At 60.4% G+C, this 24,955-nt stretch carries 15 protein-coding genes and 2 pseudogenes; 11 read left to right on the top strand and 6 right to left on the bottom strand.

Annotated features, from left to right (window positions below; translation table 11 throughout):
- Positions 1–6: 6 nt before the first annotated feature.
- The 6 genes and pseudogenes from AB7M26_RS02215 to AB7M26_RS02240 form a co-directional block, all read right to left on the bottom strand.
- A pseudogene (locus AB7M26_RS02215) lies at positions 7–7,070 on the bottom strand (TcdA/TcdB pore-forming domain-containing protein).
- Positions 7,071–7,660: 590 nt separating this feature from the next.
- On the bottom strand, positions 7,661–9,373 hold the full coding sequence (cobJ, locus tag AB7M26_RS02220; RefSeq protein ID WP_123500866.1) for a precorrin-3B C(17)-methyltransferase: 1,713 nt from the start codon (positions 9,371–9,373) through the stop codon (positions 7,661–7,663).
- Positions 9,373–10,104 carry a precorrin-2 C(20)-methyltransferase gene (locus tag AB7M26_RS02225; RefSeq protein WP_030128260.1) on the bottom strand — a complete coding sequence of 244 codons (732 nt, stop codon included), beginning with the start codon at positions 10,102–10,104 and terminating at the stop codon, positions 9,373–9,375. The genes cobJ and AB7M26_RS02225 overlap by 1 nt, the downstream gene beginning before the upstream one ends.
- Positions 10,104–10,730, bottom strand: a complete 627-nt coding sequence (locus AB7M26_RS02230; protein ID WP_007907400.1) for a precorrin-8X methylmutase — start codon at positions 10,728–10,730, stop codon at positions 10,104–10,106. The genes AB7M26_RS02225 and AB7M26_RS02230 overlap by 1 nt, the downstream gene beginning before the upstream one ends.
- Complete coding sequence (gene cobG, locus AB7M26_RS02235; RefSeq protein ID WP_123500864.1) at positions 10,723–12,024, bottom strand: precorrin-3B synthase; 1,302 nt, start codon at positions 12,022–12,024, stop codon at positions 10,723–10,725. Before cobG ends, AB7M26_RS02230 begins: the two co-directional genes overlap by 8 nt.
- Positions 12,025–12,169: 145 nt before the next feature.
- Positions 12,170–12,820 (bottom strand): hypothetical protein, encoded by a 651-nt coding sequence (locus tag AB7M26_RS02240; RefSeq protein ID WP_123500862.1) that lies wholly within the window; start codon positions 12,818–12,820, stop codon positions 12,170–12,172.
- Between the two features lie 235 nt (positions 12,821–13,055).
- Between AB7M26_RS02240 and cbiE the strand changes: the two genes are divergently transcribed.
- From cbiE to AB7M26_RS02295, 11 genes and pseudogenes are all read left to right on the top strand, one after another.
- Complete coding sequence (gene cbiE / locus AB7M26_RS02245; RefSeq protein WP_123499727.1) at positions 13,056–14,267, top strand: precorrin-6y C5,15-methyltransferase (decarboxylating) subunit CbiE; 1,212 nt, start codon at positions 13,056–13,058, stop codon at positions 14,265–14,267.
- Complete coding sequence (locus AB7M26_RS02250) at positions 14,260–15,357, top strand: cobalt-precorrin-5B (C(1))-methyltransferase (protein ID WP_123499729.1); 1,098 nt, start codon at positions 14,260–14,262, stop codon at positions 15,355–15,357. Before cbiE ends, AB7M26_RS02250 begins: the two co-directional genes overlap by 8 nt.
- Entirely contained in the window at positions 15,354–16,067 is a 714-nt protein-coding gene (locus AB7M26_RS02255; protein ID WP_123499731.1) for a cobalt-precorrin-6A reductase, read from the top strand. The genes AB7M26_RS02250 and AB7M26_RS02255 overlap by 4 nt, the downstream gene beginning before the upstream one ends.
- Before the next feature lie 292 nt (positions 16,068–16,359).
- Entirely contained in the window at positions 16,360–16,758 is a 399-nt protein-coding gene (locus AB7M26_RS02260; RefSeq protein ID WP_123499733.1) for a DUF2946 domain-containing protein, read from the top strand.
- A gap of 48 nt (positions 16,759–16,806) precedes the next feature.
- Complete coding sequence (locus tag AB7M26_RS02265; protein WP_123499735.1) at positions 16,807–17,286, top strand: copper chaperone PCu(A)C; 480 nt, start codon at positions 16,807–16,809, stop codon at positions 17,284–17,286.
- Between the two features lie 22 nt (positions 17,287–17,308).
- Positions 17,309–17,758, top strand: coding sequence for a DUF2946 domain-containing protein (locus tag AB7M26_RS02270; RefSeq protein ID WP_123499737.1), 450 nt, complete (start codon positions 17,309–17,311; stop codon positions 17,756–17,758).
- Positions 17,759–17,842: 84 nt separating this feature from the next.
- On the top strand, positions 17,843–19,960 hold the full coding sequence (locus tag AB7M26_RS02275; protein ID WP_123499740.1) for a TonB-dependent copper receptor: 2,118 nt from the start codon (positions 17,843–17,845) through the stop codon (positions 19,958–19,960).
- Positions 19,961–20,105: 145 nt separating this feature from the next.
- On the top strand, positions 20,106–21,482 hold the full coding sequence (locus AB7M26_RS02280) for a PepSY-associated TM helix domain-containing protein (RefSeq protein ID WP_123499742.1): 1,377 nt from the start codon (positions 20,106–20,108) through the stop codon (positions 21,480–21,482).
- A gap of 722 nt (positions 21,483–22,204) precedes the next feature.
- Complete coding sequence (locus tag AB7M26_RS02285; RefSeq protein WP_123499748.1) at positions 22,205–22,993, top strand: ABC transporter ATP-binding protein; 789 nt, start codon at positions 22,205–22,207, stop codon at positions 22,991–22,993.
- Positions 22,990–23,938: pseudogene (locus tag AB7M26_RS02290) on the top strand (ABC transporter substrate-binding protein). The gene AB7M26_RS02285 and the pseudogene AB7M26_RS02290 overlap by 4 nt, the downstream one beginning before the upstream one ends.
- Positions 23,935–24,945 carry a FecCD family ABC transporter permease gene (locus AB7M26_RS02295; RefSeq protein WP_123499752.1) on the top strand — a complete coding sequence of 337 codons (1,011 nt, stop codon included), beginning with the start codon at positions 23,935–23,937 and terminating at the stop codon, positions 24,943–24,945. The pseudogene AB7M26_RS02290 and the gene AB7M26_RS02295 overlap by 4 nt, the downstream one beginning before the upstream one ends.
- Positions 24,946–24,955 lie beyond the last annotated feature (10 nt).

Raw genomic sequence — 24,955 nt, forward strand, 5'->3', positions numbered from 1 at the left:
CTGTGATCAATCCACCAGGCTGTTTTCAAACTCAACAGTCGATACAGTTAGAAGTTCACCCAGTGTTGCACTGTCATGCGTACCCTGCCGAGCAACCAGTCTCTGCACCAATGTTGAAACGGTATAAGGTCGATGCCCTTCGAACCCGAGCAAGACTTCGCCTCGCAAGTTGATATCCGTCGCATACACCTCACGAAAGATCACATTGTGCCCGCTGTCCGGATCAATGATCACCAAGTGTTCCTGGACGATGCTCAGCAACAACTTTTCAGGGGCATCCAGCTCCCAGATCAACTTGCCGGGAATCGGCGCCGCGCTGCCCAGCGAATGCCGGCAGTCAAGGATGACCGATTCGAGCCTCAGCCAGGCCGCCTTTGACAGTCGGTAACTCACCGCTCCTTGCCCCATGCGCAGGATCAGGGTCGTGACATCGTCCGGTATCAGCGGCAGGACATCACCGATCTTCATCTGGCCTTCAATGACCAATACCTCGGCATCGCGCTGGACATAACTGAGTGGTCCCGCATGCCCCATGCCCGGGTAGGTCAGCAGTAATCCGTCCTTGTCTTCATGAAGCAACACGTTGGTTTGTTGTTGCGTTCCCATCAGCTCAAAGGACTCCGGAATCGCAGCCTTTGCCACCCGAATCACACGCTCGGTCCCGGCGACGAACCACATCAGGCTACCGGGTTCCTCCACCGACAGCAGCGCAGTATGAGGCTGGCTGTCCACCAGTTGTTTGAGGCCCTCGTGCATTCGGCCATCCTGAGCAATGACCCACTCACGAGTGACACCGGTAATCCATGCCGGTTCTTGATCACGCAGCTCGACCATCACGCCGTCGAACGTTGCGCCTCGCAGTCCCGCCACTTCTACCGTCAGCTCGACAAACTGCCAGGGCGCCCACTCACGCTGCGCGGCGGGTAACGCGTCCGCCAAGAGCAATCGCGTCCCCTGACCGAATGCAGGCTCCAGTTTCTGCGGATCGATAAATGCCTGACGATAGACCTCGCCGCTCGAGACATCGAACAACCAGGCCGCCTCGCTATCCGGGGTTACGCTCAGTAAGCGCACCTCCTTGCCATGTCCGAGATCAGCCAGCAGCAACCGATTACCGACGTACCAGGCGCACAAACTCGCGTCGCCACTGAAGTTGGTCAAGCCGACAAGGGCAAAACGCTCGGCTGCGTGTTGCCGGGCAAGCGGTTCCAATGCGGACCACCAATGCACACGATCCTTGAGCCACGGTTCACTCAAGCCTCCCAACTCAAGGTCTCCCTGGCCAGTCACGTTGAAGAACAGACCATCTGACGTCAGCGCCACGTACCCACCTTCAACAGCCACGACATTCTCCAGCTTCTCGGGCTGCATCCACGTGTGGGACCACTGTCCTTTGCCCCCCACCACGGTGCGCGACTTGCGGCATAGAAGCTGTTCCTGCCTGTCGTAGATGACAAATACATCGCCCTCGCCCATCGGTGTGAGCAGCGTCAGATCAGTCATGTTGCTGATCGAGTCGGCCCATCCGCGGCCATGATGAAGTCTTGGGGAGGGACGGATGATCAAGTGGTCACTGTCACGAACCCAGGCCATGTCCCGTGTGTTCGCTTCGAACTTCCAGCAAACCGAAACAAAGGGGGCCGGCTGCCAGTCGACGGTGACAAAGGTGCTTTCGCGAGTGACTGGTCTGAAGGGGTAATAGCTGCCCAGTACCTGCGACCAGTCAGTCAGTGTGTCGCTGGCACTGAAGACCGATTCCAGCGTCCGATCCATGTCGCGGGTGATCGAGCTCAGCAACAATTGCCCGTCATGGATCATGTAGGCCAGTACATCGCTGGCCTGATCCTCGCGAGCGACTTCCTGTATGACATGAATCACCCCCCGGGCATCTGCCTCGATGCGCTTGATGGTGGCTTCCGTATTTTTAAGCAGCAACCGATAACGATGAGTGAGCAGCCCGGTGACCGCCTCGACTTGCCAGATCTCGTAACTCTGCGGTTCGTAGAAATAGGCGTAGCCACCAGCCACCACTCCCAGCAGTGCTTCATCAGCGGCCGGTACCTCCTCGTTACGGATGTACAGGAAGCGCTCCTCCTTCGCGTCATACCAAGCGGTGGTATATCGGGGTTCATCCGGCTTCTCGAAGGGAATCAGATAGTGATGAACCGGCGTATACGGCATCACCAGACGATGCTCTTGAGCCAATACTTTGAAATGCTCCTGCAGCGTCTGTCGATCCATGCCTGGTGGCACATCCTGCTCGACAAGGGTGAGGGTCTGTTTGCCACGCTCAACCTGGAACACTTGGTTGTCCGTGATCCGGACCCGGATTTCGTGACGACCTTTTCCTGCGAATTCCACCTGAACGTCACCGATAAACAATGCCCCGAAACGCTCCAGCCGAATATCGCTCTCACTGGCCCAAGAGGCCTCCAGCACCCAACTCGATAGCTGCAGGCTCGGCGACTCGAGTGTCAGATTCACTCCAGGATTGAGCACCAATGCACAGTGCTTGCCGGCGCCTTGAATCTGATAGGTGACTTTCCCGTGCCAGATCGGGGGAAGAACAGGCACTACCAGCGAGCGCTCGACGGCATCGAGCAGCACATTGATCACTGTTGGCCGATAGACCGGGAACAGCCGATAAAGGATGTAGTGACTGGGAAATGAATAGAAGGAAAACAGAAACAGCCACCCGCCATCTGCTTTCTTTTTCTCCAGACGTCGAGCCGTGTCGAACCCGGTGTCATGGCGCAGCGTAGCGAAAGGCAGCGCCTTGTACTCGTAGCCATAACAGGTTTGCGGTGTGCAAGGCAACACGATGGCCTGCCCGACGGGCGGAGTGAAGGTTATGCGACCGGGCAGGCCCAGTTCTTGACGAATATCGATCGCCCGCTCGTAATCGCCATCAAAGGTCGGCACCCCGAAATGATCGCGTAACGGGTAAAGCCTGGGGCTGTCGAGCAACAATTTTCCAGCGTTCAGATCCAGCGTCTGAACAATCAACGACGAGCGCGGTATCCATGCGGCCAAAGCGCTGTCGAATCGATAGGCTTGGCGATAAGCCTGTTCAACTTCATCGAAAAACAGCCCGACCTGTTTGGCTTCTTCGGCGATGGCGGCAAAACCCTGAGCCAGTGCCGTCAACCCCACTGCCAACCCGGCCAGCATCACAGCGGCCCCACCCAGAAACGCCCCGGCAGTTGTGACGCCGGCGGCATAAGCGCCTGCCGACAACGCCAGACTGGCCGAGTCGAAAGCCAGTTGCGTCCCAAACTGCGCCCGCTCGACATCGTTTTGCGCGGTCGTCAACTGGTAGATGTCGAACCCGACATTCGCCAGCTGCAGCAATCCTCCGCTCGCTTCGCCCACACTCGGCCCCACAGCGGCTTTGACCACCGGAGCGACAGTACGGGCAATCAGTTTCTCTTCCACCAGTGCCTGTCGAACCAGGCCTACCAGACCCGCCACATCGACCACATTGCCATGCACCAACTGCGCGTAATTGACATAGGCGTGCAACCGGACAGCCAGGGTCAGGGACCGATCGGGTCCTTCCTGTTCCCTCAACGCGTTCATCAGCGCTTGTATGGCGAAGCCGGCGTTCAGGGTATGGACACTACCAACGTCGGTAGGATCGACAGGATCGCCCGGAACGGATGATTGATTGGCCAAGGCTGCAAAACGTTCCGAGAGATAGTTTTTTATGCGCAAGAGTCTCGGGTCATCAGTGAAGACTCGTACCACGTGCTCAGGGTTTGCAGGGTCGACCAAGCTCATCCGGTACATCCCGTCGGGCATGATCTCCAGGGTTTCGAACAACGGTACAAGGTGGGGTGCCAGCTGATTCTGCTGCTGAAGGCGGGTCGTCACTTGCGCAATCTGTTGCCCCCATCCGTGACTGTCCAGCGCCAATAGACAACTGCCCAGGCGAGCGTTACTCATCAATGATTGACCGCGAGCACTGGCCAGACGCTGCCTGACAGGGCGTTGCGACTGTCCCGCCAACGTGCCGGGTTGCAGCAGTTCCGAGACTGGAGTTGAGCCAGGCAATGCCACTCTCGACACCCGCGCGCCTTCCAGTTCGATCAGATCGAAGGTCGGACGCGCCGCATCGCCATAGGCCGCGTAATGCCTGGCCATCTCCTGCCGGAGGAAGAACTGTTCCAACGCCTGTCTGAACTGGGTCGGATGTTCAAACTCGAATACGCCAAAATTCGGATCATAGAAGTGATAAGTGCTGCGTTCGCCCTCAATGGTTTTGGCCACCAGCATGGCGTGATTATCGGAGTTGAGCATCAGCGTACTGGTGGCTGTTCTGGCTTGCAGAATGTCCACAACCTGACTCAGATCCGAACGCCCCAGCGCGCTGCCCACCTCGCTGATCGGCACATCCCGCAACGCCTCCAGGCTGTGCAGAAAAAGCGCTGAATCACTCCCTTGTGGCTCGATTACCCCCAGGTAGAATCGCTCGCGCAGAATGTTGGCCGCGGCCTTCCCCTCCGACAAGGCTGCCGCCATCACCAGGGCCAGTGGATAACAACGCCCACCCACCCTGTCACCGGCGCCCTGAAGCAGTAAATCCTGCGGGACAAGCTTGACAGTGCCCGCTTCAAAACCGTCCAGAACAACACCGAGCCGCTCGACAATCTGGTCACGGTATTCGAGTTTCGCCACCTGCTGGATTCGGGCGACCTGCTTGCCCCACTGGCGCAGCGTCAAAGGTTGTTCAAGCGCGTTTTTCTTCAGCCCCAGGGCGGTTTCGGAAAGCGCTGGCGGATGATCGAGAGGGCTGACAAGCCCGGCCAGAAACCCGGGAGCCTGGCGTTGATACAGCGCGTGTTCGATCGTCGCGTAGCGGCCCGCCGCGCCTAGTTCGCTGAAGCTGTTGGCCAGGTTATCCAGCTGCGGACGAACCGTGTCGAAGCTGCGATTATCCAATGCCTGCGCTCCGCTCAAGGCGCCGATCAGCAGACGCTGCAAGGGGCTCAACTGAGCGACTTCGAGGCTACCCTTGGCGAGTCGGCTCAAGAGTTCATCGATAGGCAACTGTTGTGTCTGCGGATCGCTCAATGATGCAGGCGGCAGCGCATCGGGGCTTTGAGCGAGGATCGATTGGCGGTCATCGAAGCTCAGGGGTACAGCCTTGTCGAAGGTCACCGCACCGTTATGGCTACGATTCATCGTCCGCATGAACGGCTCGCCCAGCTCATCGGCCAGATGCTGCAATAGATCGGTGGACAGCACATGGCGGCCCTCGATTACCGGCCAGCCTTCCTCAAAGTCGATGGTCCGGTATTTGAGCAACTGGGCCAGATCGCCCGCGTAACGGGCTTTGAACTGTCCCTCTTGCCAGCGTTTTTTCTCGCTGTTCAGCCATTGTTCGGTGTCCTTTGCGTTCTCTTTCCAGGAATGATCGAGTTCTTCCTCGGTTGCGCGGTTGACGGTGTCGACAGAGATGGCAGCATCTGCCTGCCAGACTTCAGCTGTCCGGGGGGTGAAGTTCTCCCTTTCGTACTCCGACATGGCTGCGCGCATGGCCGCTGGCCCGGTCAGATGGATCGTCCCCTCACTCCGGGGGCGGATGCCATCGCTGTAGTAGCTGGCGGCAGCCCGAACCAGTAAAGACAGCTCTTGTGGAGCACCGAAAACTTCCGTCGCGACCTGCTGCGCAATACCGAACATGGCTTCGGCGATCAGGGCAACATTTTGCTCATCAGCCAGGCGCGTGGTGGTATCCACGATTTCATAATTGAGCCTGATACGCTCGAGCACGGCTTTGAGCATCGCTGACCCAGGGTGCGCCATCAGGAAAGCATTGCTTAAGCTACGTTCTTCGGCAACGGCTCGCAGGCCGTCCGGCTGAGCCAGACGTTCCACCGGAGGGTGAAAAACACGACCCAGCTTGGGTTGGCTGTCGGCGAAACGCCCGAGCGCCTCACGATGCTCCAGAGGGATCTGTTCGAAGTGGTTGGTGTATCGGCTGCGCAGCGCCTGGCGGCCGGGCATCCAATCCGGATTGTGGTCGAGCAACAACTGCAGTACACCCAAGCGTGCGCCAGGACTAAAGGCACCGATGTCCACCTCGCCCAGTTTTTCCAACAACGGCGGCAGGTTATCGACATCAGCGTAGCTACCGCCGTCGGCGAACAAAGCTTCAAAGCGCACAACATCGGAAGCCGCCGCAAAATTGCCACGCAGGCTGATCTCGCGCTCGTAGATATCCTGCAAATGCAGCGGTGCCTCACCGATGGCAAGATCGCGCAGTGCCAGACCTCCCTCGGTCAATGCCGAGAGACTAAGCTGGTTATCGCTCCTAAGGGCGCTCAGGCGCGCCTCATCCTGGCCATAGGCTCGAACCAGTAAGTCGACTCTGGCGTCATCGGCGCTGCCACCATTCTCCATCGCTTGCATAATGTGCGCGTACATCTGCTGCTTCAGAACAATGGCGCGTTCTTCATAGCGATCGCCCAGCTCAAACTCATCGCTACTGGTTTGCCCGCCATTGAGCATGGCATCGGCCTTGGCGGCTTCGACAATGATCCGGTTGGTTTCATAGGCCAGCAGCGCGTCGCTGTCATACCAGAGATAAAGGTGATAGCCCTCTGCAGCCATCACCCGCTTCCAAATGTTGATGTAGTCGCGCTGAATCGCCCCGACGCCCCCCCCCCAAGCCAGACGAAATGCAGATTCTTCGGCACTTCGGTGGCAGGTGTCTTCAGTTGCTCAAGGCTGTTGTGCAGACGCGTTTCAAACCCCTCTACTTTGTTGTAGATATCCGCCAAATCAGCAGCCCCAGCGGCATCAGAACTCATAGACGATTGCGACTCTGCCGCGCGGCGGTGCCGGCTACCGTGCTCCAATGCCCCCAACGCTTGCTTGAGCAGACCTAACGGCTCCAACAGTTGTGGAGAATCCAGCAAACCGATACAACCGAAATAATATCGGAACACCGCATCATATTGATCGGTGCCCTTGTGCGATGCTAACGCCTGTTCAAGGTCCACCACTTTTAACAAATCCACAAAATTGACGTAGCCATCCGCCAACGAGAACTTAGACTCACTCATAAACAACACTTCCATTTATCGTATATAAATAGCCGAGACCGACTCTAGACAATGATGATTCCACAGGGGCACTCAGGCACCCGGGGCATTTAACCTGTTATAAATAAAGCGAAGAAAGCGCCGTCGCTCCAAGACGGGCATCGAGCATCAATACATTTAGAGGCATATTGCCGAAGCGTTACACAACTTCTTTAAAATCGACCAACACCAATACAACACACATTAAAACTACCCCGACACTCAATACTGCTCAACCAACAAGGAATTCAATTAATTACAAAACAAACATTACATCCAACGTTACAGACTTATGCACTTTTATTCGTTTAGTCATGACTCACAAGCCAAAATAGTGGAAAGCCCTTTATAGGCCGGACCTCAGAACAGGCGCCTGAAATAATGATTCGTCACCCCCTTAAAAATCCTGGCATCAAAGTAGAATTTCCTACAAAGCAGAATAAAAATTCTTCGTGGCAAGTAAAAAAATCCCACTCAAACAACCGAACAGGCTTACACGCACAAATGCCGAAACAATCGAGAGAAGTAACCGGACAGAGGTGATGACGGCGGCCCGGGCGGGCCGCCAGATTTCAGCAGAGGGGTTTGTTGCCATACCAGCGCGGCGTGTACACCCAGTCACCGCCTTCGGCGCGGGGGAACACGCAAGTGGTGGACGAGCCGATCAGCACCATGGTGCGCATGTCCACTTGCTCCGGCGTGAGCGCGCCGAGTGTGGTGGTCCGCAGCGTCTGACCGGGCCGACCGATATCGCGCCCCAGCACCACCGGGGTTTCAGGGGTACGGTGCTGCGCGACGATCTCCAGCGCACGGCCCAGCTGCCATGGCCGCGAGCGGGAGATCGGATTGTAGAAGGCCAGCGCCAGATCGGCTTCGGCGGCCAGGTCAAGACGCTTTTCGATGATCGACCACGGCTTGAGGTTGTCCGACAGTGACATCACGCAGAAGTCATGCCCCAACGGCGCACCGGCCTGAGCGGCCGTCGCCAGCGAAGCGGAAACCCCCGGCAGAATCTCCAGATCGACGCTGTGCCAGGCCGGGTCAGTCGACTCGTGCAAGGCTTCCAGCACCGCGGCGGCCATGGCGAACACACCGGGATCACCGGACGAGACCACGATCACCGACCGCCCCTGGGCCGCCAGTTCGAAGGCGTGACGGGCACGCTGCATCTCTTCGCGGTTGTCGGTGCAGTGCAGCACTTGATCAGGGCGAAACGGCCCGGCCATGCGCACATAGGTTTCATAACCGAGCACGTCAGTGGCTCTGGCCAGTTCAGCCTTCACCGCAGGCACCATCAATTCGGCAGCGCCCGGGCCGAGGCCGATCACGGCCAGCCGACCGCGTGACTGGCCGATCTGCGCAACGTTCAGCGGCTGTTCGGCGATTGCCAGCGCCAGGTTCGCGTCGATCGGGATAATCGTCGCGCCGGGAATAGCCTCGCGAGCCAGCTCGCTGGCATCGCTGGCATCGCTGGCAGCCGACGCAAAACGCAGCGGCACACCCAACTCAAGCGCCGCTTCGCGCAACGTCGGGTTGGCCATCTCCGTGACCGGCGCCAACAAACACGCCAGCGATTGAACGGCGACTCGCGCCTGACGCAGCGCCACGCGAATCGCCTGGGGCAAATCCGCCACGCTGGCGCTGACCGCCAACAACACACTGCGCGGGTAGATCAACAGCTCATTGGCGGCCGGCGTCCGTTCGGCGCTGCCGACATGGATCGACAAATGAGCCTCGGGATCCTGCGGTAACTGTGCTTGCGCCAACCAGGGCGCAGCGCCTTCGATGCGCACGTGTTCGCCAGCCAGCAAGTCCGAGACAAAGCGCTTGCCCAGCTCCAGATCGCCCAAGGCATAGCCGCTGGGGGGATTGAGTAGGCACGTGCCGAAACGCAGCTCACCGCTGGTGGTAATCGCCGCCGCGACGTCGAGGCAAGCGGCAATCTCGCGCGCCATGACATTCACCCCGCCGAGGCCACCGAGCAGCGGCACCACGGCGCTGCCGTCTTCGGCCACGGCCAGCACCGGCGGCTCGGCGCCCTTCTCCAGCAGCAACGGCGCCAGGGTGCGGATCACAATCCCGGCGGCGCACAGCGCAATGATCGGCGTGTTCTGTTGATACAGTTCGCGCAGGGTCGCGCCGAACTCTTGATAAACACGGTCCGCGCCTTCGACCCGTTCGGCCAATCCATGGATCAGTGCATCCGGATACACCTGCTGAATCTTGCGCGCGGTGGCGAGGCTGCCATTGCCGAGAATGACAATCGCCGGAGCGGAATGGGCCATCAGCCTTGCCACCTTTCACCGGGAACGATGATCAGCGAGAAATACGGCGAGGACATCGGCTCGACCTGATCCAGCGGCACGATTTTCTGATTGGCCATGGTCGCGCGCTCCACGTACAGCGCACGCTCGGCCAGACCGAGTTCTTCGAGCACCTGACGAACTTTTGGAAAGTTGCGCCCCAGTTTCATGATCACCGCGGCATCGGCATCGGCCAGTCGCCGCTTGAGGTCTTCGTGGGGCAACACTCCCGACAACACCGACAGGCTCTGATTGCGATACACCAGCGGCGCACCGAGTACCGACGCACCGCCGAGCATCGAGCAGACGCCCGGCACCACTTCGGCTTCATAGCGTTCGGCCAGACGGTCGTGCAGGTACATGTAAGAGCCGTAGAAGAACGGATCGCCTTCGCAAATCACCGCCACGTCACGGCCAGCGTCCAGATGCGCGGCGAGTTGTTCGCCAGCCGCATCGTAGAAATCGCTGATCACTTGTTCATACGACAACGGCGCCGGCAGCGCTTCGGTGGTCACCGGGTAAACCAGCGGCAGCAGGGTTTGCGCGTCCTGCAGGTGCGCTTCGATGATGCCGAAGGCGTTGCCCTTTTTGCCCTTGGCGACGAAGTACGCCACCACCGGCGATTCGCGCAGCAGGCGCAAGGCTTTGACGGTAATCAGTTCCGGATCACCGGGGCCGACGCCCAGGCCAATCAAACGTCCAGGTTGCTGCATCATTCGATCTCCGTGGCGAGGGCGTTGACGGCGGCGGCGGCCATGGCACTACCGCCCAGCCGGCCTTGCATGATGACGAAAGGCACGCCACGGCTGTCCGCCGCGAGCATCGCCTTGGATTCGGCGGCGCCGACGAAACCCACCGGGAAGCCGAGGATCAGCGCCGGTTTCGGCGCGCCGGCGTCGAGCATTTCCAGCAGATAAAACAGCGCGGTCGGCGCATTGCCGATCACCACCACGCTGCCTTCCAGATGCGGGCGCCACAGTTCCAGCGCGGCGGCGGAACGGGTGTTGCCCAACTCACGGGCAAGCTCCGGAACGCTGTCGTCGCGCAGGGTGCAAATCACCGGGTTGTTGGCGGGCAAACGCGCGCGGGTCACGCCTTCGCTGACCATCCGCGCGTCGCACAGAATCGGCGCGCCAGCTGCCAGCGCATCACGCCCGGCCTTGCCCGCACCTTCGGAAAATTGCAGCCCGTCGATGGCCTCGACCATGCCGCAGGCGTGGATCACCCGCACCGCGAGTTTCTCCAGATCGGCCGGGATGCGCTCGAGGTTGGCCTCGGCGCGAATAATCGCGAAGGAGTTGCGATAGATCTCCTGACCGTCGCGGATGTAATCAAGCATCAAGGGAACTCCGTGGGCGGGCGTCGAGCAAGGCGCCGACCGCTTCAATAGTAAGATTGCGTGCGTGCAGGGCGCCGAAACCCGGCTGCCCCGCATCGCGAAAATAGAGGTCGTAGCGACCGGGTGCGACGGCCAGTAACGTGACCGGCACCCCATGGGCGGCGGCGCAGGAACGCTGGCAACCGGACACATGCAGCGTTTGATCGTGGCGTTGCAACAGCGCAGCCAATTGCAAGGCGTCGCTCTTGGTCTCGGCCAGGCCTTTGCCGCAGCCAGCGGAACCGGTGCAGGCGATCAACCGTGACAAGGGCTGATCGGGTTCACACAGCAGGCCCAGTTGCTCCAGGCGCCGAATGACCTCGGGCGCCTGTTCTTTTCGAACAGTGGGTAGCAATAGACTTTGCCATGGGGTGAAACGCAGGCTCGCGTCGCCGAACTCGCGCGCCAGTTGCGCCGCGCCTCTGAGCATGACGGGATCGAGCCGCCCCAAGGGCGGCACGGCACCGATATAGACATATTCGGTTCCAGCCTGCAGATGAACGCCGATGTGCAGAGCGTACGGGCTCAATGAACGCTGCCAATCGGTGATCGGGTTCAAGGGCACACGCTCGGCCAGGCGAGCGAGAAAATCCGCGGCCGGGATTTCGGCCAGCACATGACGCATCCGTGTTTGATCGGGCCGCGCCAAATCGAGAAACAACTCCAGCACTGCAACGACCAACGCGTGTCCTTGCTCAAGTGACACTGAACCTGCGGGCGTGTCCGTGGGGCAACCCGCCAGACCGAATGCCAGCAACCGTTCGCCGTCTCGCTCAGCAGCAGACAACCACAGATCATGGGGATGTTCGAGCATCGCCAACGCCTCGCCGCCGTCGAGTTGCACGGCAAACTTGGCGCTGAGTTCGTGAAAGCGTTCGTGGCTTTGCAGGGTGGCGAGAATCTGTTCCGCCAGCGGGCGCGTGTCGAACAGCCTATGCCGATCAATCCCGGCGGCCGGGCTGAGCATCAGGTTGCGCACATCGTCGCCAGCGGCGGTACGCGGGCCCAATCCGGCGGCGAGCAGGCTGTCGATCAGTGCCGTCTGCTCGCTGCCGATCCCGCGAATCTGCAGATTGGCGCGGTTGGTCGCCTCGATCACGCCCCCGGCAAACCGTTCGGCCGCGCTGGCCACCGCTTCAGCCTGGGCAGCGCTGATCGAGCCGCCGTTCAATTTGATCCGACAGATGCCGCCATCCAGTGCCTGGACGATACGCAGCAACCCCGGACAGGCCGAGGGGCGTAAAGCGGTGGACATCGGGCGTTCGTTCAAAGGGGTGACCGGCTGGCTGGCAGCGCTGTGGTGGGCGAAAGGTCGCCATTATGCCTGCTTTGCCCGAGCGCATGAAAATGCCTGCCGGTCGGAAACCGCCAAGGCTACACATTACGCAGCCTGGCGCTGTTCAGAGTTCGTACTCTTCGAGCTTGAAAGGGATCTCGCGAAGGGCCTGCTCAACGCTCGCTCGATGGGCCTCCATCGCCCGGCGCTTGATCACCAGTTTTCTGGCGCGAATATCCAGTTGCGACATCGGCTGATGGATCTGCCAAAACAGATAGGTGGTATTGAGGACCATCTTGATAAACCGGATGTGACTGAGTACCACGACCAACTCGCCGCTGGCGTTATAACTGATCGGCAAAATATGCGAGTTGAAAGTCTTGCCACTCAGGGCGGTAAACTTTTTCAGGATCGCCGCATCGTTTTCCAGCGCTGCAAGTCCTGCTTCAACTTGTGCCAATTGGGAACGAGTGAGCAACGGCGCCGCCAACTTCCGCCATGCCTCCTGCACGCTTCCGGAAAATTCGCGCTGGACCCGAACGACGGGCTGTTCCTCAAGGCTCCAGCCAAATGACCAGAGAATGCCGGCAAAGTGATCAAACCATTCAGCAGGCTGGGTACTGCTGTTGTAAAGTTCGTCCGCCTTGATCTGCGCGAGTAGAACGCAATTCTTTACAAAATGGTTGTCGGCTGCAGTCTGGCCCCCGATGCCTGTGAACAACATATTATTCACGGCGATTGCATTACTGCGAATGTTATCTGAATTGATATCCATATCTCTTCCAACTTGGCAATTATTAAAAAAAACTCTTCGTCGTTAAATCAGAACTTCCATTGAACCGATTTAAGCCGAACCCAAACTAGCAAAAACACGCATTAAGCAAACCGCTTTTGCACAACATTAAGTTTCCGCTATCGGTTAAACATTCTCCGACAACCGACCCGCGTCAGATACCGGCAGCCGCGTTATCATGCCGCCCTTGAAGATCAACCCTGGATTAAGGAACGGCATGACACCCTGGCTAACGGTTGTGGGAATCGGTGAAGACGGCTTCAAGGGCCTGGGCAAGAACGCCCGGCGCGCCCTGATGGCCGCCTCGCGGATCATCGGCGGCCAGCGCCAACTGGACTTGCTGCCGGTGTGCATTCGCGGCGAACGCCAGTTGTGGCCCAGTCCGTTTACCCTTGAGCCGTTACTGGCGCTGCGTGGCGAGCCGGTTTGTGTACTGGCCAGCGGCGACCCGATGTTCTTTGGCGTCGGCGCCAGCCTGGCGCGGCAACTGCCCAGCGCGGAAATGACGATCCTGCCCGCTCCGTCTTCCGTGTCACTGGCGGCCGCTCGCCTGGGCTGGCCGTTGCAGGATGTGGTGACACTGTCGGTGGTCGCCCGCCCCGTCGCCGCACTCAACGCCCATGTGTTCAGCGGTATGCGCTTGCTGGTGTTGAGCAACGACGGCCAGACTCCGGCGGCCATCGCGGCATTGCTGCGCGAGCGCGGTTTCGGGCCCAGTCGCCTCACCGTGCTGGAACATCTGGGCGGCGAAGCCGAACGACGCATCGAGGGTGTTGCCAACGACTGGAACGACCCGCTGATTGCCGATCTGAACCTGATCGCCATCGAATGCATCGCCGAACCGAATACGCCACGCCTGTCCCGACTCGCCGGGTTGCCAGACTCTGCCTTCAAGCATGACGGCCAACTGACCAAACGCGATGTGCGCGCCATTACCCTCGCGCGCCTGGCCCCGGTTCCCGGCGAACTGCTGTGGGACGTCGGCGCCGGCAGCGGTTCGATCGGCATCGAATGGATGCGCGCTCATCCGAGCTGCCGGGCGCTGGCCGTCGAAGCGGATGAAGGGCGGCAGTTGTTGATCGAACACAACCGCGATGCCTTGGGCGTCCCCGGCCTGCAATTGATTCGCGGCAGCGCGCCCCAAGCCCTGGATGGGCTGGAACGCCCGGACGCCATTTTCATCGGTGGCGGCGTCACCCGCGAAGGCGTACTCGATACTTGCTGGGCGCAACTCAAACCCGGCGGTCGACTGGTGGCCAACGCCGTCACCCTGCAAAGCGAAGTGACCCTGATGGCCTGGCGCGAACGGCATGGCGGTGAACTGACCCGCATTCATGTCGCTCAGGCGCAACCGTTGGGTGAGTTCGACACCTGGCGTCAGGCGCTACCGATTACCTTGCTAGACGTGACGAAACCCCTCGATGCGTGACGAAACCGCCGAACAACCCGCCCCGCTGCGCAGCGGCCTGACCACCGGCAGCTGCGCCACCGCCACCAGCCTCGCGGCGGCACGCCTGCTGCTCAGTGGCGTGGAAGCGGACGCCGTCGAGATCATTCTGCCCAAAGGCAAACAGGTGCAAATGCGCCTGGAATTCTGTCGGCTGACAGACGACGGCGCCGAAGCCGGAACGATCAAGGACGCCGGCGACGATCCGGACGTGACCCACGGCGCCCTGCTCTTTTCCCAGGTGCGCTTGCACAGTGAGCCGGGCATTCGCTTCAGCGCCGGTCGAGGGGTGGGCACCGTCACACGGCCCGGGCTGGTGCTGAACGTCGGCGAACCGGCGATCAACCCGGTGCCGCGCAAGATGATCACCGACCATCTGACGCTGCTGGCCGAGGAGCTTGATTACCCAGGCGGTTTCGACGTCACGGTGAACGTCGAGGACGGTGAAGCGCTGGCGCTGAAAACCATGAACCCACGCCTGGGGATTCTCGGCGGCCTGTCGATCCTCGGCACCAGCGGCATCGTCCGGCCCTTCTCTTGCGCGGCCTACATCGCCTCGATCCACCAAGGCATCGACGTCGCCAAAACCAATGGCTACCTGCATATCGCCGCGTGCACAGGCAACGCCAGCGAAGACACCATGCGCCGGGTCTACGACTTGCCGGAAATCGCCCTGATCGAAATGGGCGACTTCGTCGGTGCGGTACTCAAGCACTTGCGCAAAGTACCTGTGGATAAACTCAGCCTGTGCGGCGGGTTCGGCAAGATCAGCAAACTGGCGGCCGGTCACATGGATCTGCACAGTCGGCATTCAAGCATCGACCTGCCGCAACTGGCCGAATGGGCCGCGGCGGTCGGCGCGGATAAGGCGTTGCAACAAGCGATCCGCGAAGCCAATACCAGTCAGCAGGCGTTGGCCATGGCCAGTGCTGCCGGGATCGCCCTCGGAGACGCGGTGTGCCAGCACGCCTTGGACTTTGCCCGCAGCGTGGTGCCAGCGCAGGTTCAGGTCGAAGTATTCGCCATCGATCGCCAGGGCGGGATTGTCGGCCATGCAGGAGTTTTTCAATGAAGCGCGTGTTGTTGCTCGGCGGCGTCACTGAGGCTCTGGCCATCGCCCGAACCCTGGGACCGGGAGACATCTATAGCCTGGCCGGTGTCGGTCGTGTGCCGAAGGATCTGAACTGCCAGATTCGGGTTGGCGGCTATGGCGGCGCTGAAGGTCTGGCGCAGTTCATTCGCGATGAAGGCATCGACCTGCTGCTGGATGCGACCCATCCCTACGCAGCGCAAATCAGCCAGAACGCCGCCACCGCCGCGAAGTTGAGCGGCATTGCGTGCTGGGCTTTGCGGCGTCCGGCCTGGCAACCACAAGCCGGAGATGACTGGCGCGAAGTCAGCGACTGGGCCGAATTGATCGAAGCGCTTAAACCCTTCCGCCGACCGCTGTTCACCCTCGGCCGCGAACCGCTGCAACACCTGCACGAAATCCCGCCGGAGCAATTCTGGACGTTGCGTGCGTTGGACGTTTATCCGGGCAACGAACGCTGCGAAGTGATTGGCGCGCGTGGGCCGTTTCTGATTGAGGATGAACGGGAACTATTCGAGCGTCGGCAGATTGATGTGCTGATCAGCAAGAACAGCGGCAGCACCGCCACCGAACCAAAACTGGAAGTGGCGCGGGAACGTGGAGTGCCGGTGCTGGTGTTGAAGCGGCCGGTGTTGCCGGGGGTTGAGCGGGAGTTTTGTTCGGTCGTACAGGTATTGGAAGCGCTGAAGTAATTAACCTTTACTGGCCCCAAAAGATCGCAGCCTTCGGCAGCTCCTACAGGAGTACGCATTCCAACTGTAGGAGCTGCCGAAGGCTGCGATCTTGGCGGTTGCGGCCTCACTGAACGTGATCCCGGCAAGAATGCTGTCACTGCGCAGCACCGGTAATCTGGAATTCGCGACTATCATGAAGGCCGTGAACGTCTTTCACTGCGACACCACACCGCACGCGGTCTTTTTACTTATCGCCCCTGATCAGGCTAAATAGCCGCGCCTGATTGCCCACTCAACCGGATCTGTCCTCATGTCCCGACAACGGCTCGCATTTGCCTGGATTGCCTGCTTTGCAGTGCTGTTCAACATGCTCGCCATGCCGATGTCTGGAGCGATGGCGCAGACGGCGAAATCGCCGGCCGAACAGTTGCTGTGGGGCAGTTTCTGCTCTTCCAATGGCACCAGGCTGGTGGCGATTTCCCTGGGCGATATCGAGCAGAAAGCTCCGCAGGGCGACGATCATTCCAACATGCAGCATTGCTGGTGCTGTTCGGGCTCTGCGCCATTGGTGGCGCTGCCGGGGCATGCGCCGCAGCTGTATTTTGCGCGTTTCGAGGCTAATCGAAGCCTGCCACCTGCCACGCTCGACACCCCTACACCGCGCCAGCAATGGCCGAGTCTCAACCCCCGCGCGTCCCCTCTGGTGTGATTCCTTCTCGCAATTGACCTGCGTTTTGAATCGTTCTGGAGAACTGCCATGTTGAACAAACTCATCGTTCTGGCTGTATTGCTGCTGCCTGCCTGTTTTGCCAATGCTCACGAATACAAGGCTGGCGAGCTTGAGATCGCCCATCCGTGGTCGCAAGAGTTGCCGCCCAACGCGCCCACCGTCGCGGCGTATTTCGTGATTCACAACAAGGGCAAAACCGCCGATCGACTGCTGAGCGTTGACTCGCCAATTTCGGGAAAGGCCGAATTGCACGAGCACGTGAAGCAAAACGACCTGATGAAAATGCAGCAAGTGCCAAGCGTCGAAATTCCGGCTGGCGGCGAAGTCACCTTCGCACCGATGGCCTATCACGTGATGCTGCTGGAACTGAAAGACCGCAGCCTGTTGAGCGACGGCAAGCGCTTCGCGCTGACGATGCACTTCGAAAAATCCGGCGATGTGACGGTCGAGGTCGCGGTGCAGAAAAAGGCGCCTGACGGCATGCAAGAGCATATGCACGCTCAGTAAATCGCCCACGTTGAAAACGCCCATGCGCCCGCTTGGCACCCGGTCATCCGTGCACCGCCGTCAGCCAATGAGCCTGACGCGCGGTAGCTGGATCAGCCTGTTCGCCATGCTGATGATCTTTATCGGCCCGCTGATTTCTCAGTCGATGCCGATGGATCAACGCGCCTCGGCTTTGATGAAAGTATCCATGAGCATGTCGATGGACATGCCCATGGACATGTCGGCCATGGAACATGGCGCGCAACCCGCCGCCGAGCACTGCCCACCCAAAGCCGACCATCACGCACTCTGGGAAAAATGCGGCTATTGCAGCCTGCTGTTCAATTGCCCGGCGCTCACTGGCGGTCAGTCCTTCGTCGCCTTCGACAGTCCACAGACAACCACTTTCAGCACTCCCGCTACCCGCCTGGGCCACGCCCGGCAAACCTTCTTCCCCGGCGCCCGCACCCGTGCGCCGCCCATCGTCGCGTAAACACCCACTTCCAATTTCACACGGTTTAGAAGACAGCCGCAGGCTGCCGGCCGTGTCGTTTACGACTGTTCGATGGAAATTGTCATGTCCAGGTTTTCTGCTGACACACGTTTGGGCGCTGCCCAGGCTTCTTTTGCCCTGAACGAATCTCGCATTCGCTTCAGGCACGCCACCGCCGTTCTTTGCGGCTTGCTGCTGACACCGATGGTGCAGGCCGATGAACACACCGGCCACACCGAAGAACTTAGCCCGACGGTGATCACCGCCATCGCGCCAAGTTCGCCACTGACCATCGTCACCAACCCCAAGGACCCGCGCCAACCGGTGCCGGCCAGCGACGGTGGCGATTACCTGAAAACCATCCCCGGCTTCGCGCTGGTGCGCAACGGCGGCACCAATGGCGATCCGGTGCTGCGCGGCATGTTCGGCTCGCGACTGAATATCCTCACCAACGGCAGCATGATGCTCGGCGCCTGCCCCGGCCGCATGGATGCGCCAACCTCATACATCTCGCCGGAAACCTACGACAAACTCACCGTCATCAAAGGCCCGCAAACTGTGCTCTGGGGCCCCGGCGCATCCGCCGGCACTGTCCTGTTCGACCGTGAGCCGGAGAGCTTCGGCGAACTCGGCACCCGGGTGAACGCCAGCGTGCTGGCCGGTTCCAACGGTCGTTTCGACAAAGTGGTGGACGCCGCCGCCGGTGGGCCGTTGGGTTACGTGCGCGTGATCGGCAACACCGCGCATTCCGACGACTACAAGGACGGCAACAATGACACCGTGCCCTCGCGCTATGACAAGTGGAACGGCGACGTCGCTGTCGGCTGGACTCCGAGCACCGACACGCTGCTGGAACTGACCGCCGGCAAGGGCGATGGCGAAGCCCGTTACGCCGGGCGTGGCATGGACGGTTCGCAGTTCTTGCGCGAAAGCCTCGGCCTGCGCTTCGAGCAGTCAAACATCGGTGAAGTGCTGGATAAGGTCGAGGCGCAGGTCTACTACAACTACGCCGACCACGTGATGGACAACTACACCCTGCGCACGCCGTCCGGCACCGGGATGATGGCCGGCCCCATGGCCTCCAATGTCGACCGTCGAACCCTCGGCGCGCGGATCAAAGCCACCTGGCGCTGGGCCGATGTGCAGCTGATCAGTGGCCTGGATGCGCAGACCAACGAACATCGCCAACGCAGCGCGATGGGCGTCGACGCCTACAAGGATGTGCCGCGCAACAAGGACGCCGACTTCCACAACTACGGCGTGTTCAGCGAACTGACCTGGTACGCCGCCGACCGTGATCGGTTGATCACCGGTGCACGCTTGGATCACGCGTCGGCCAAGGATTATCGGCAGACCATCGGCTCCGGGATGATGGCCCGGCCGAACCCGACGGCCGACGACACCCGCGCCGATACACTGCCGAGCGGTTTCGTCCGTTACGAGCATGACTTGGCCGACAGCCCGACCACGCTGTACGCGGGCCTCGGTCACGCCCAGCGTTTCCCGGATTACTGGGAGCTGTTTTCGCCCAAGTCCGGCCCCGCCGGTTCGGTGAATGCATTCGATTCGATCAAGCCGGAAAAAACCACTCAGCTCGACTTCGGCCTGCAATACAAGACCGAAGACCTCGAAGCCTGGGCCTCGGGTTACGTCGGGCAAGTGCGCGATTACATCCTGTTCAACTACACGCCGGGGATGATGGGCATGACCTCGCAAGCCGAGAACATCGACGCGCGCATCATGGGCGGCGAACTCGGCGCGGCCTACAAGCTAACGGCCAACTGGAAAGCCGACGCGACCCTGGCCTACGCCTGGGGCAAGAACAGCAGCGATGGCAGCGCCCTGCCGCAGATGCCACCGCTCGATGCCCGTTTCGGCCTGACCTACAGCGAAGACAACTGGAGCGCCGGCGCCTTGTGGCGGGTGGTGGCGGCGCAGAACCGCATCGACCGGAACAAGGGCAACGTGGTTGGCAAAGACTTCGACACGAGCTCCGGGTTCGGCGTGTTCTCGCTCAACGGTGCGTACCGGATCAACAAGAACTGGAAGGTCAGCAGCGGCGTCGACAACCTCTTTAACAAGGCTTACGCCGAACACTTGAACCTGGCCGGCAACGCCGGTTTCGGCTTCCCGGCCAATGATCCGCAAGCCATCAACGAACCGGGGCGCACGCTCTGGACCAAGGTTGATATGAGCTTCTAACAAGAAAAGTCAAAAGATCGCAGCCTTCGGCAGCTCCTACATGGGCCAAGGATGTCGCCGGAATTGCGGTGTACGCACATCCCGTAGGAGCTGCCGGAGGCTGCGATCTTTTCAAGACAAATGAATCGCCAAGCGGAGCACACAAATGAAACAGCCCAAACCGAATTTCTACAACCTGGCCTGGCGCTGGCATTTCTATGCCGGCCTGTTCGTCGCGCCATTCATGGTGATGCTGGCCCTGACCGGCATCATTTACCTGTTCAAACCGCAACTCGATCCGTTGATGTACGGCAGCCTGCTGAACGTCCCCGCCGCTCATCACACAGTCGCCGCAGACGACCTGCTCAAACGGGTGAAAGAGGCGTATCCACAGGGCCAGATCAAACAGTACCTGCCGCCGGCCAACGCCGAACGCAGTGCGCAATTTGTGGTGATCAATGAAGGTCATGAACTGAACGTGTTCATCGATCCATACCACGGCGACATCCTTGGCGAGCAAGACGCGAAGAAGAATCTGCAAGCAGTCGCGCGCTCGATTCACGGCGAATTGATGATCGGCACCGTCGGTGATCGGCTGGTGGAATTGGCCGCCGGTTGGGGCGTCGTGCTGGTGGTCTCCGGGGTATTTTTGTGGTGGCCGCGCGGCCAGTCCGCCGGGATTCTCTGGCCTCGCTTGAACAGTCGCGGCCGAGTGCTCTGGCGTGACCTGCACGCAGTGACCGGGTTCTGGGGCGCATCATTGTTGCTGGTGATGCTGCTCAGCGGCATGACCTGGACCGGGTTCTGGGGCAAGCAATATGCCGACCTCTGGAACCGCTTCCCGGTAGCCATGTGGAATGACGTGCCCAAATCCGACGTCGAGGCCCGCAGCCTCAACAGCGCCACGCGTCAGACCGTGCCGTGGGCCATGGAAAACACGCCGATGCCGATGTCCGGCGACCACGCTGAACATATGGCTCACACCGGCACGCAAGCCGGCCAGGCAGCGCCGACCATCAGCCTGCAAGACGTGCAAGACATCGCCGTGCAACGCAAAGTCGAACCCGGCTACAGCATCACCTTCCCCACCACGGCCACCGGCGTATTCACCATCGCCGTGTTCGCCGATGACCCACGCAATGACGCCACCCTGCATGTCGACCAGTACACCGGCGACGTCCTCGCCGACGTGCGCTGGCAGCATTACAGCAACGTCGCCCGGGCCACCGAAGTCGGCGTGATGCTGCACGAAGGCAAGATGTTCGGCCCGCTCAATCAGATCATCGTGCTGCTGATCTGCCTGATGATTTTACTCAGCGCGGTCAGCGGTGTGGTGATCTGGTGGAAACGCCGGCCACAGGGCAAATTCGGTGTGCCGCCGTTGCGTCACGACCTGCCGAAATGGAAAACCGCGATGGTCATCATGTTCGGGCTGGCGGTGATGTTTCCGTTGGTGGGGGCTTCGTTAATTGTGGTCTGGGTGTTGGATCGGGTGCTGCTTTCTCGCCTGAATGGCCTGGCTGAAACCGGCCCGGCGGCTTGACTCAGAATGTGCGGGGGCTGGCCTGGGTCAGCCCCTCATCATTGGCAGCCATCGGTCTTCAGCTCGCCATTGCAGTTATGCAGGCGCTGGACGCTGAGAGGATCAAGGTTGGGATAATCGACCGGTGAACCACCTCCGAATTGGTTCCGGCAGATGACCCTGATCCGGCATCCTTGCGGTTCGGATACGGCCATTGGCGGTGTCTCTGGCAACGACGCCGTCTTTAGAGGCTTGCAACTGGCACGGGCAGCGCTTTGCTCCCAGGCAGAGGAGCAGGATTGCTCCTCTGCCTGGGAGCGAGCGCATTGCACACTGGCAATAATTGCCATCGAAACCATCAGCGACATAAACCTGAGCATAGGGGCAGTCCTTGGCATCTGGATGTGTCACGGTAATGTTGTTCAGTGAGGCTGCCTACTCTCATAACTGATAGTTCCCCGATGCGCTTTTGCGGTTAAAAGGCATCCAAAGAAACAAACTGAATCCATCTCACCTTCATCATGAAACAGGCGAGATACGCGTACGCGTAAAGCCAATACAATGCGGGCCGGCAGTGGATTCTCGGCGAACCGCGATCGTTTTTCGTCACCGCTGACTGCACCTTTTGATCCAAGGGCCTCATCGCGGGCAAGCCCGCTCCCACAGGAATCGCGCAATCTTTGTGGGAGCGGGCTTGCCCGCGATGGGCCATCAGCTACACCGAAAATGCCAAGGGAACACGCATGACCTCGCTGAACCTCACGAACCTCGCCTGGACACCCCTGGGCCACGGCCATTGCCATCACCAGTTCCAGCTGCGTGATGCATCGTTGCACGTAGCCGCGGGCGAGTTCGTCGGGTTGATCGGCCCCAACGGCAGCGGCAAGACCAGCCTGTTGCGTTGCGCCTATCGCTTCAGCAAACCGGAACGCGGTGAGGTAAAACTCGACCATCACAACGTCTGGAAGCAATCCTCACGCTGGTGCGCGCAACGCATCGCGGTGGTGTTACAAGAGTTCCCCGACGCCTTCGGCCTGACCGTGGATGAAGTGGTCGCCATGGGCCGCACGCCGCACAAAGGCCTGTTTGATGGCGACACCCTCGAGGACCGAAATTTCGCGAGCCAGGCCCTGGAATCGGTCGGCCTCAAAGGCTTCGAAGACCACGCCTTCGCCACCCTTTCCGGTGGTGAAAAACAGCGGGTAATCCTCGCCCGCGCCCTGGCCCAGCAACCGCAACTGCTGATCCTCGACGAACCGACCAATCACCTCGACCCGCGCTATCAGCTGGAGTTGTTGCAACTGGTCAAGCGCCTGCAGATCGGCACGCTGGCGAGCATTCACGACCTCAATCTGGCGGCAGCCTTCTGCGATAGGCTGTACGTGATCAATCACGGACGCATCGTTGCCAGCGGCACACCCAAAGAAGTCCTGACCGCACAACTTTTGCACAACGTGTTCGGCGTCGACGCCCTGATCGACGACCATCCCTTGCACGGCTACCCACGAATCACCTGGATAACCCAACCATGACTTTGCGTTCCCTGCTTTGCGTCGCTCTGTTGCTGGGCAGTGCCCAAGCCTTCGCCGAGGCCACGAAATACCCGCTGACCGTCCAGAGCTGCAACCGCGAAGTGACGTTCAAGCAAGCGCCAAAACACGCGGTCAGCCATGACATCAACATGACCCAGATGATGCTCGCCCTCGGTCTCAAACCGCAGATGGCCGGCTACAGCGGCGTGACCGGCTGGAAGTCGGTGACGCCCCAGATGCAGACCATCCTTGATGGCCTGCCGGAACTGGCGGCCAAGTACCCGTCGGTGGAAACCCTGCTCAATGCCAACGTCGATTTCTTCTTCGCCGGTTGGGATTACGGCATGCGCGTGGGCGGTGATCTCACGCCGCAAACCCTGCAACCGCTGGGCATCAACGTCTACGAACTTACCGAGTCCTGCGCCTTCGTTATGAAGCGCCCACCGGCCAGCCTGGAAGACACCTACAACGACCTGCGCAACCTCGGGAAAATCTTCGACGTGCAGGATCGCGCCAATGCCGTGATTGCCCAGATGCAGGCGCAAGTCGCCGAGGTGCGCAAGGATCTGCCGACAGACAAGCCTCGGGTATTTCTCTACGACAGCGGTGAAGACCGGGCCATGACGTCCGGGCGACTCGGCATGCCTCAGGCGCTGATCGATGCAGCGGGCGGGGCGCAACATTCTCGACGACATCGAGGCGAGCTGGACGCGGGTCAATTGGGAGAACGTGGTCGAGCGCAATCCGCAGGTGATCGTGATCGTCGACTACGGCGAAGTTACCGCGGAGCAGAAGGAGCAATTCCTGCTGAACAATAAGGCACTGCAATCGGTGGACGCGATCAAGAGTCAGCGCTTCATCGTCATTCCTTACGTGCAAGCCACGCCCGGGATCGACAACGTGCTGGCGGTCGAAACCCTGGCCAAGGGTTTCCACGGCGAATGATTGATCGTCGCTATGCCTTGTTGCTGACCGCCCTCGGCGCGCTGTTGCTGGTGTCGTGCGTGGTGTCGCTGGGTTTCGGCCCGGCGCGGGTGCCGGTGGAGGTGGTGTGGCGGATTCTGCTGCACAAGACGTTCGGTATCGGCGAGCAGAACTGGAGCGCCGGCCAGGAACACATCGTCTGGCTGATCCGCGTGCCGCGCATGTTGCTCGGTGCGCTGGTGGGTGCTGGTCTGGCGTTGATCGGTGCGGTGCTGCAAGCGGTGACGCGCAATCCATTGGCTGATCCGCACTTGCTCGGGGTCACCTCCGGCGCCACCCTCGGTGCAGTGATCGTGGTGTTGCATGTTGGTGAGATCGCAGGCCTGCTGACCTTGCCGATTGCGGCGTTTATCGGCGCGTTGTTGAGCATGTTGATCGTGCTGATGATCGCCAACCGTCATGGGCGGCTGGACAGTGATCGGCTGCTGTTGTGCGGCGTGGCGGTGTCGTTCGTGATGATGGCGATCGCCAATTTGCTGCTGTTTCTGGGCGACCATCGCGCCAGTTCGGCGGTGATGTTCTGGATGCTCGGCGGCCTCGGGTTGGCGCGTTGGGAATTGCTCGCGGTGCCGGCGGCCAGCGTGTTGCTGGGGCTGGTGTTGTTGCTGGGGCTGGCCCGGCCGTTGAATGCGTTGATGGCCGGTGAACAGACGGCTGTGACCCTCGGGCTGAATGCTCGCACCGTACGTTTGCGGGTGTTTTTGATTGCGTCGTTGATGACGGGGGTGTTGGTGTCGATCAGTGGGTCTATCGGGTTTGTCGGGCTGATGGTGCCGCACATTGCCCGGCGTTTGGTCGGGGCCGAGCATCGGCGGTTGCTGCCGGTGTGCGTGTTGCTTGGCAGTCTGTTCCTCGTCTGGGTCGATGTCGCCGCCCGCACCCTGATCGCCCCGGAAGACTTGCCCATCGGCGTCGCCACCGCGGCCATCGGCGGGTTGTTCTTCATCGGCTTGATGCGCCGCCGCTGATCTCCAAAAA

The sequence above is a fragment of the Pseudomonas sp. F-14 TE3482 genome (assembly GCF_053629455.1).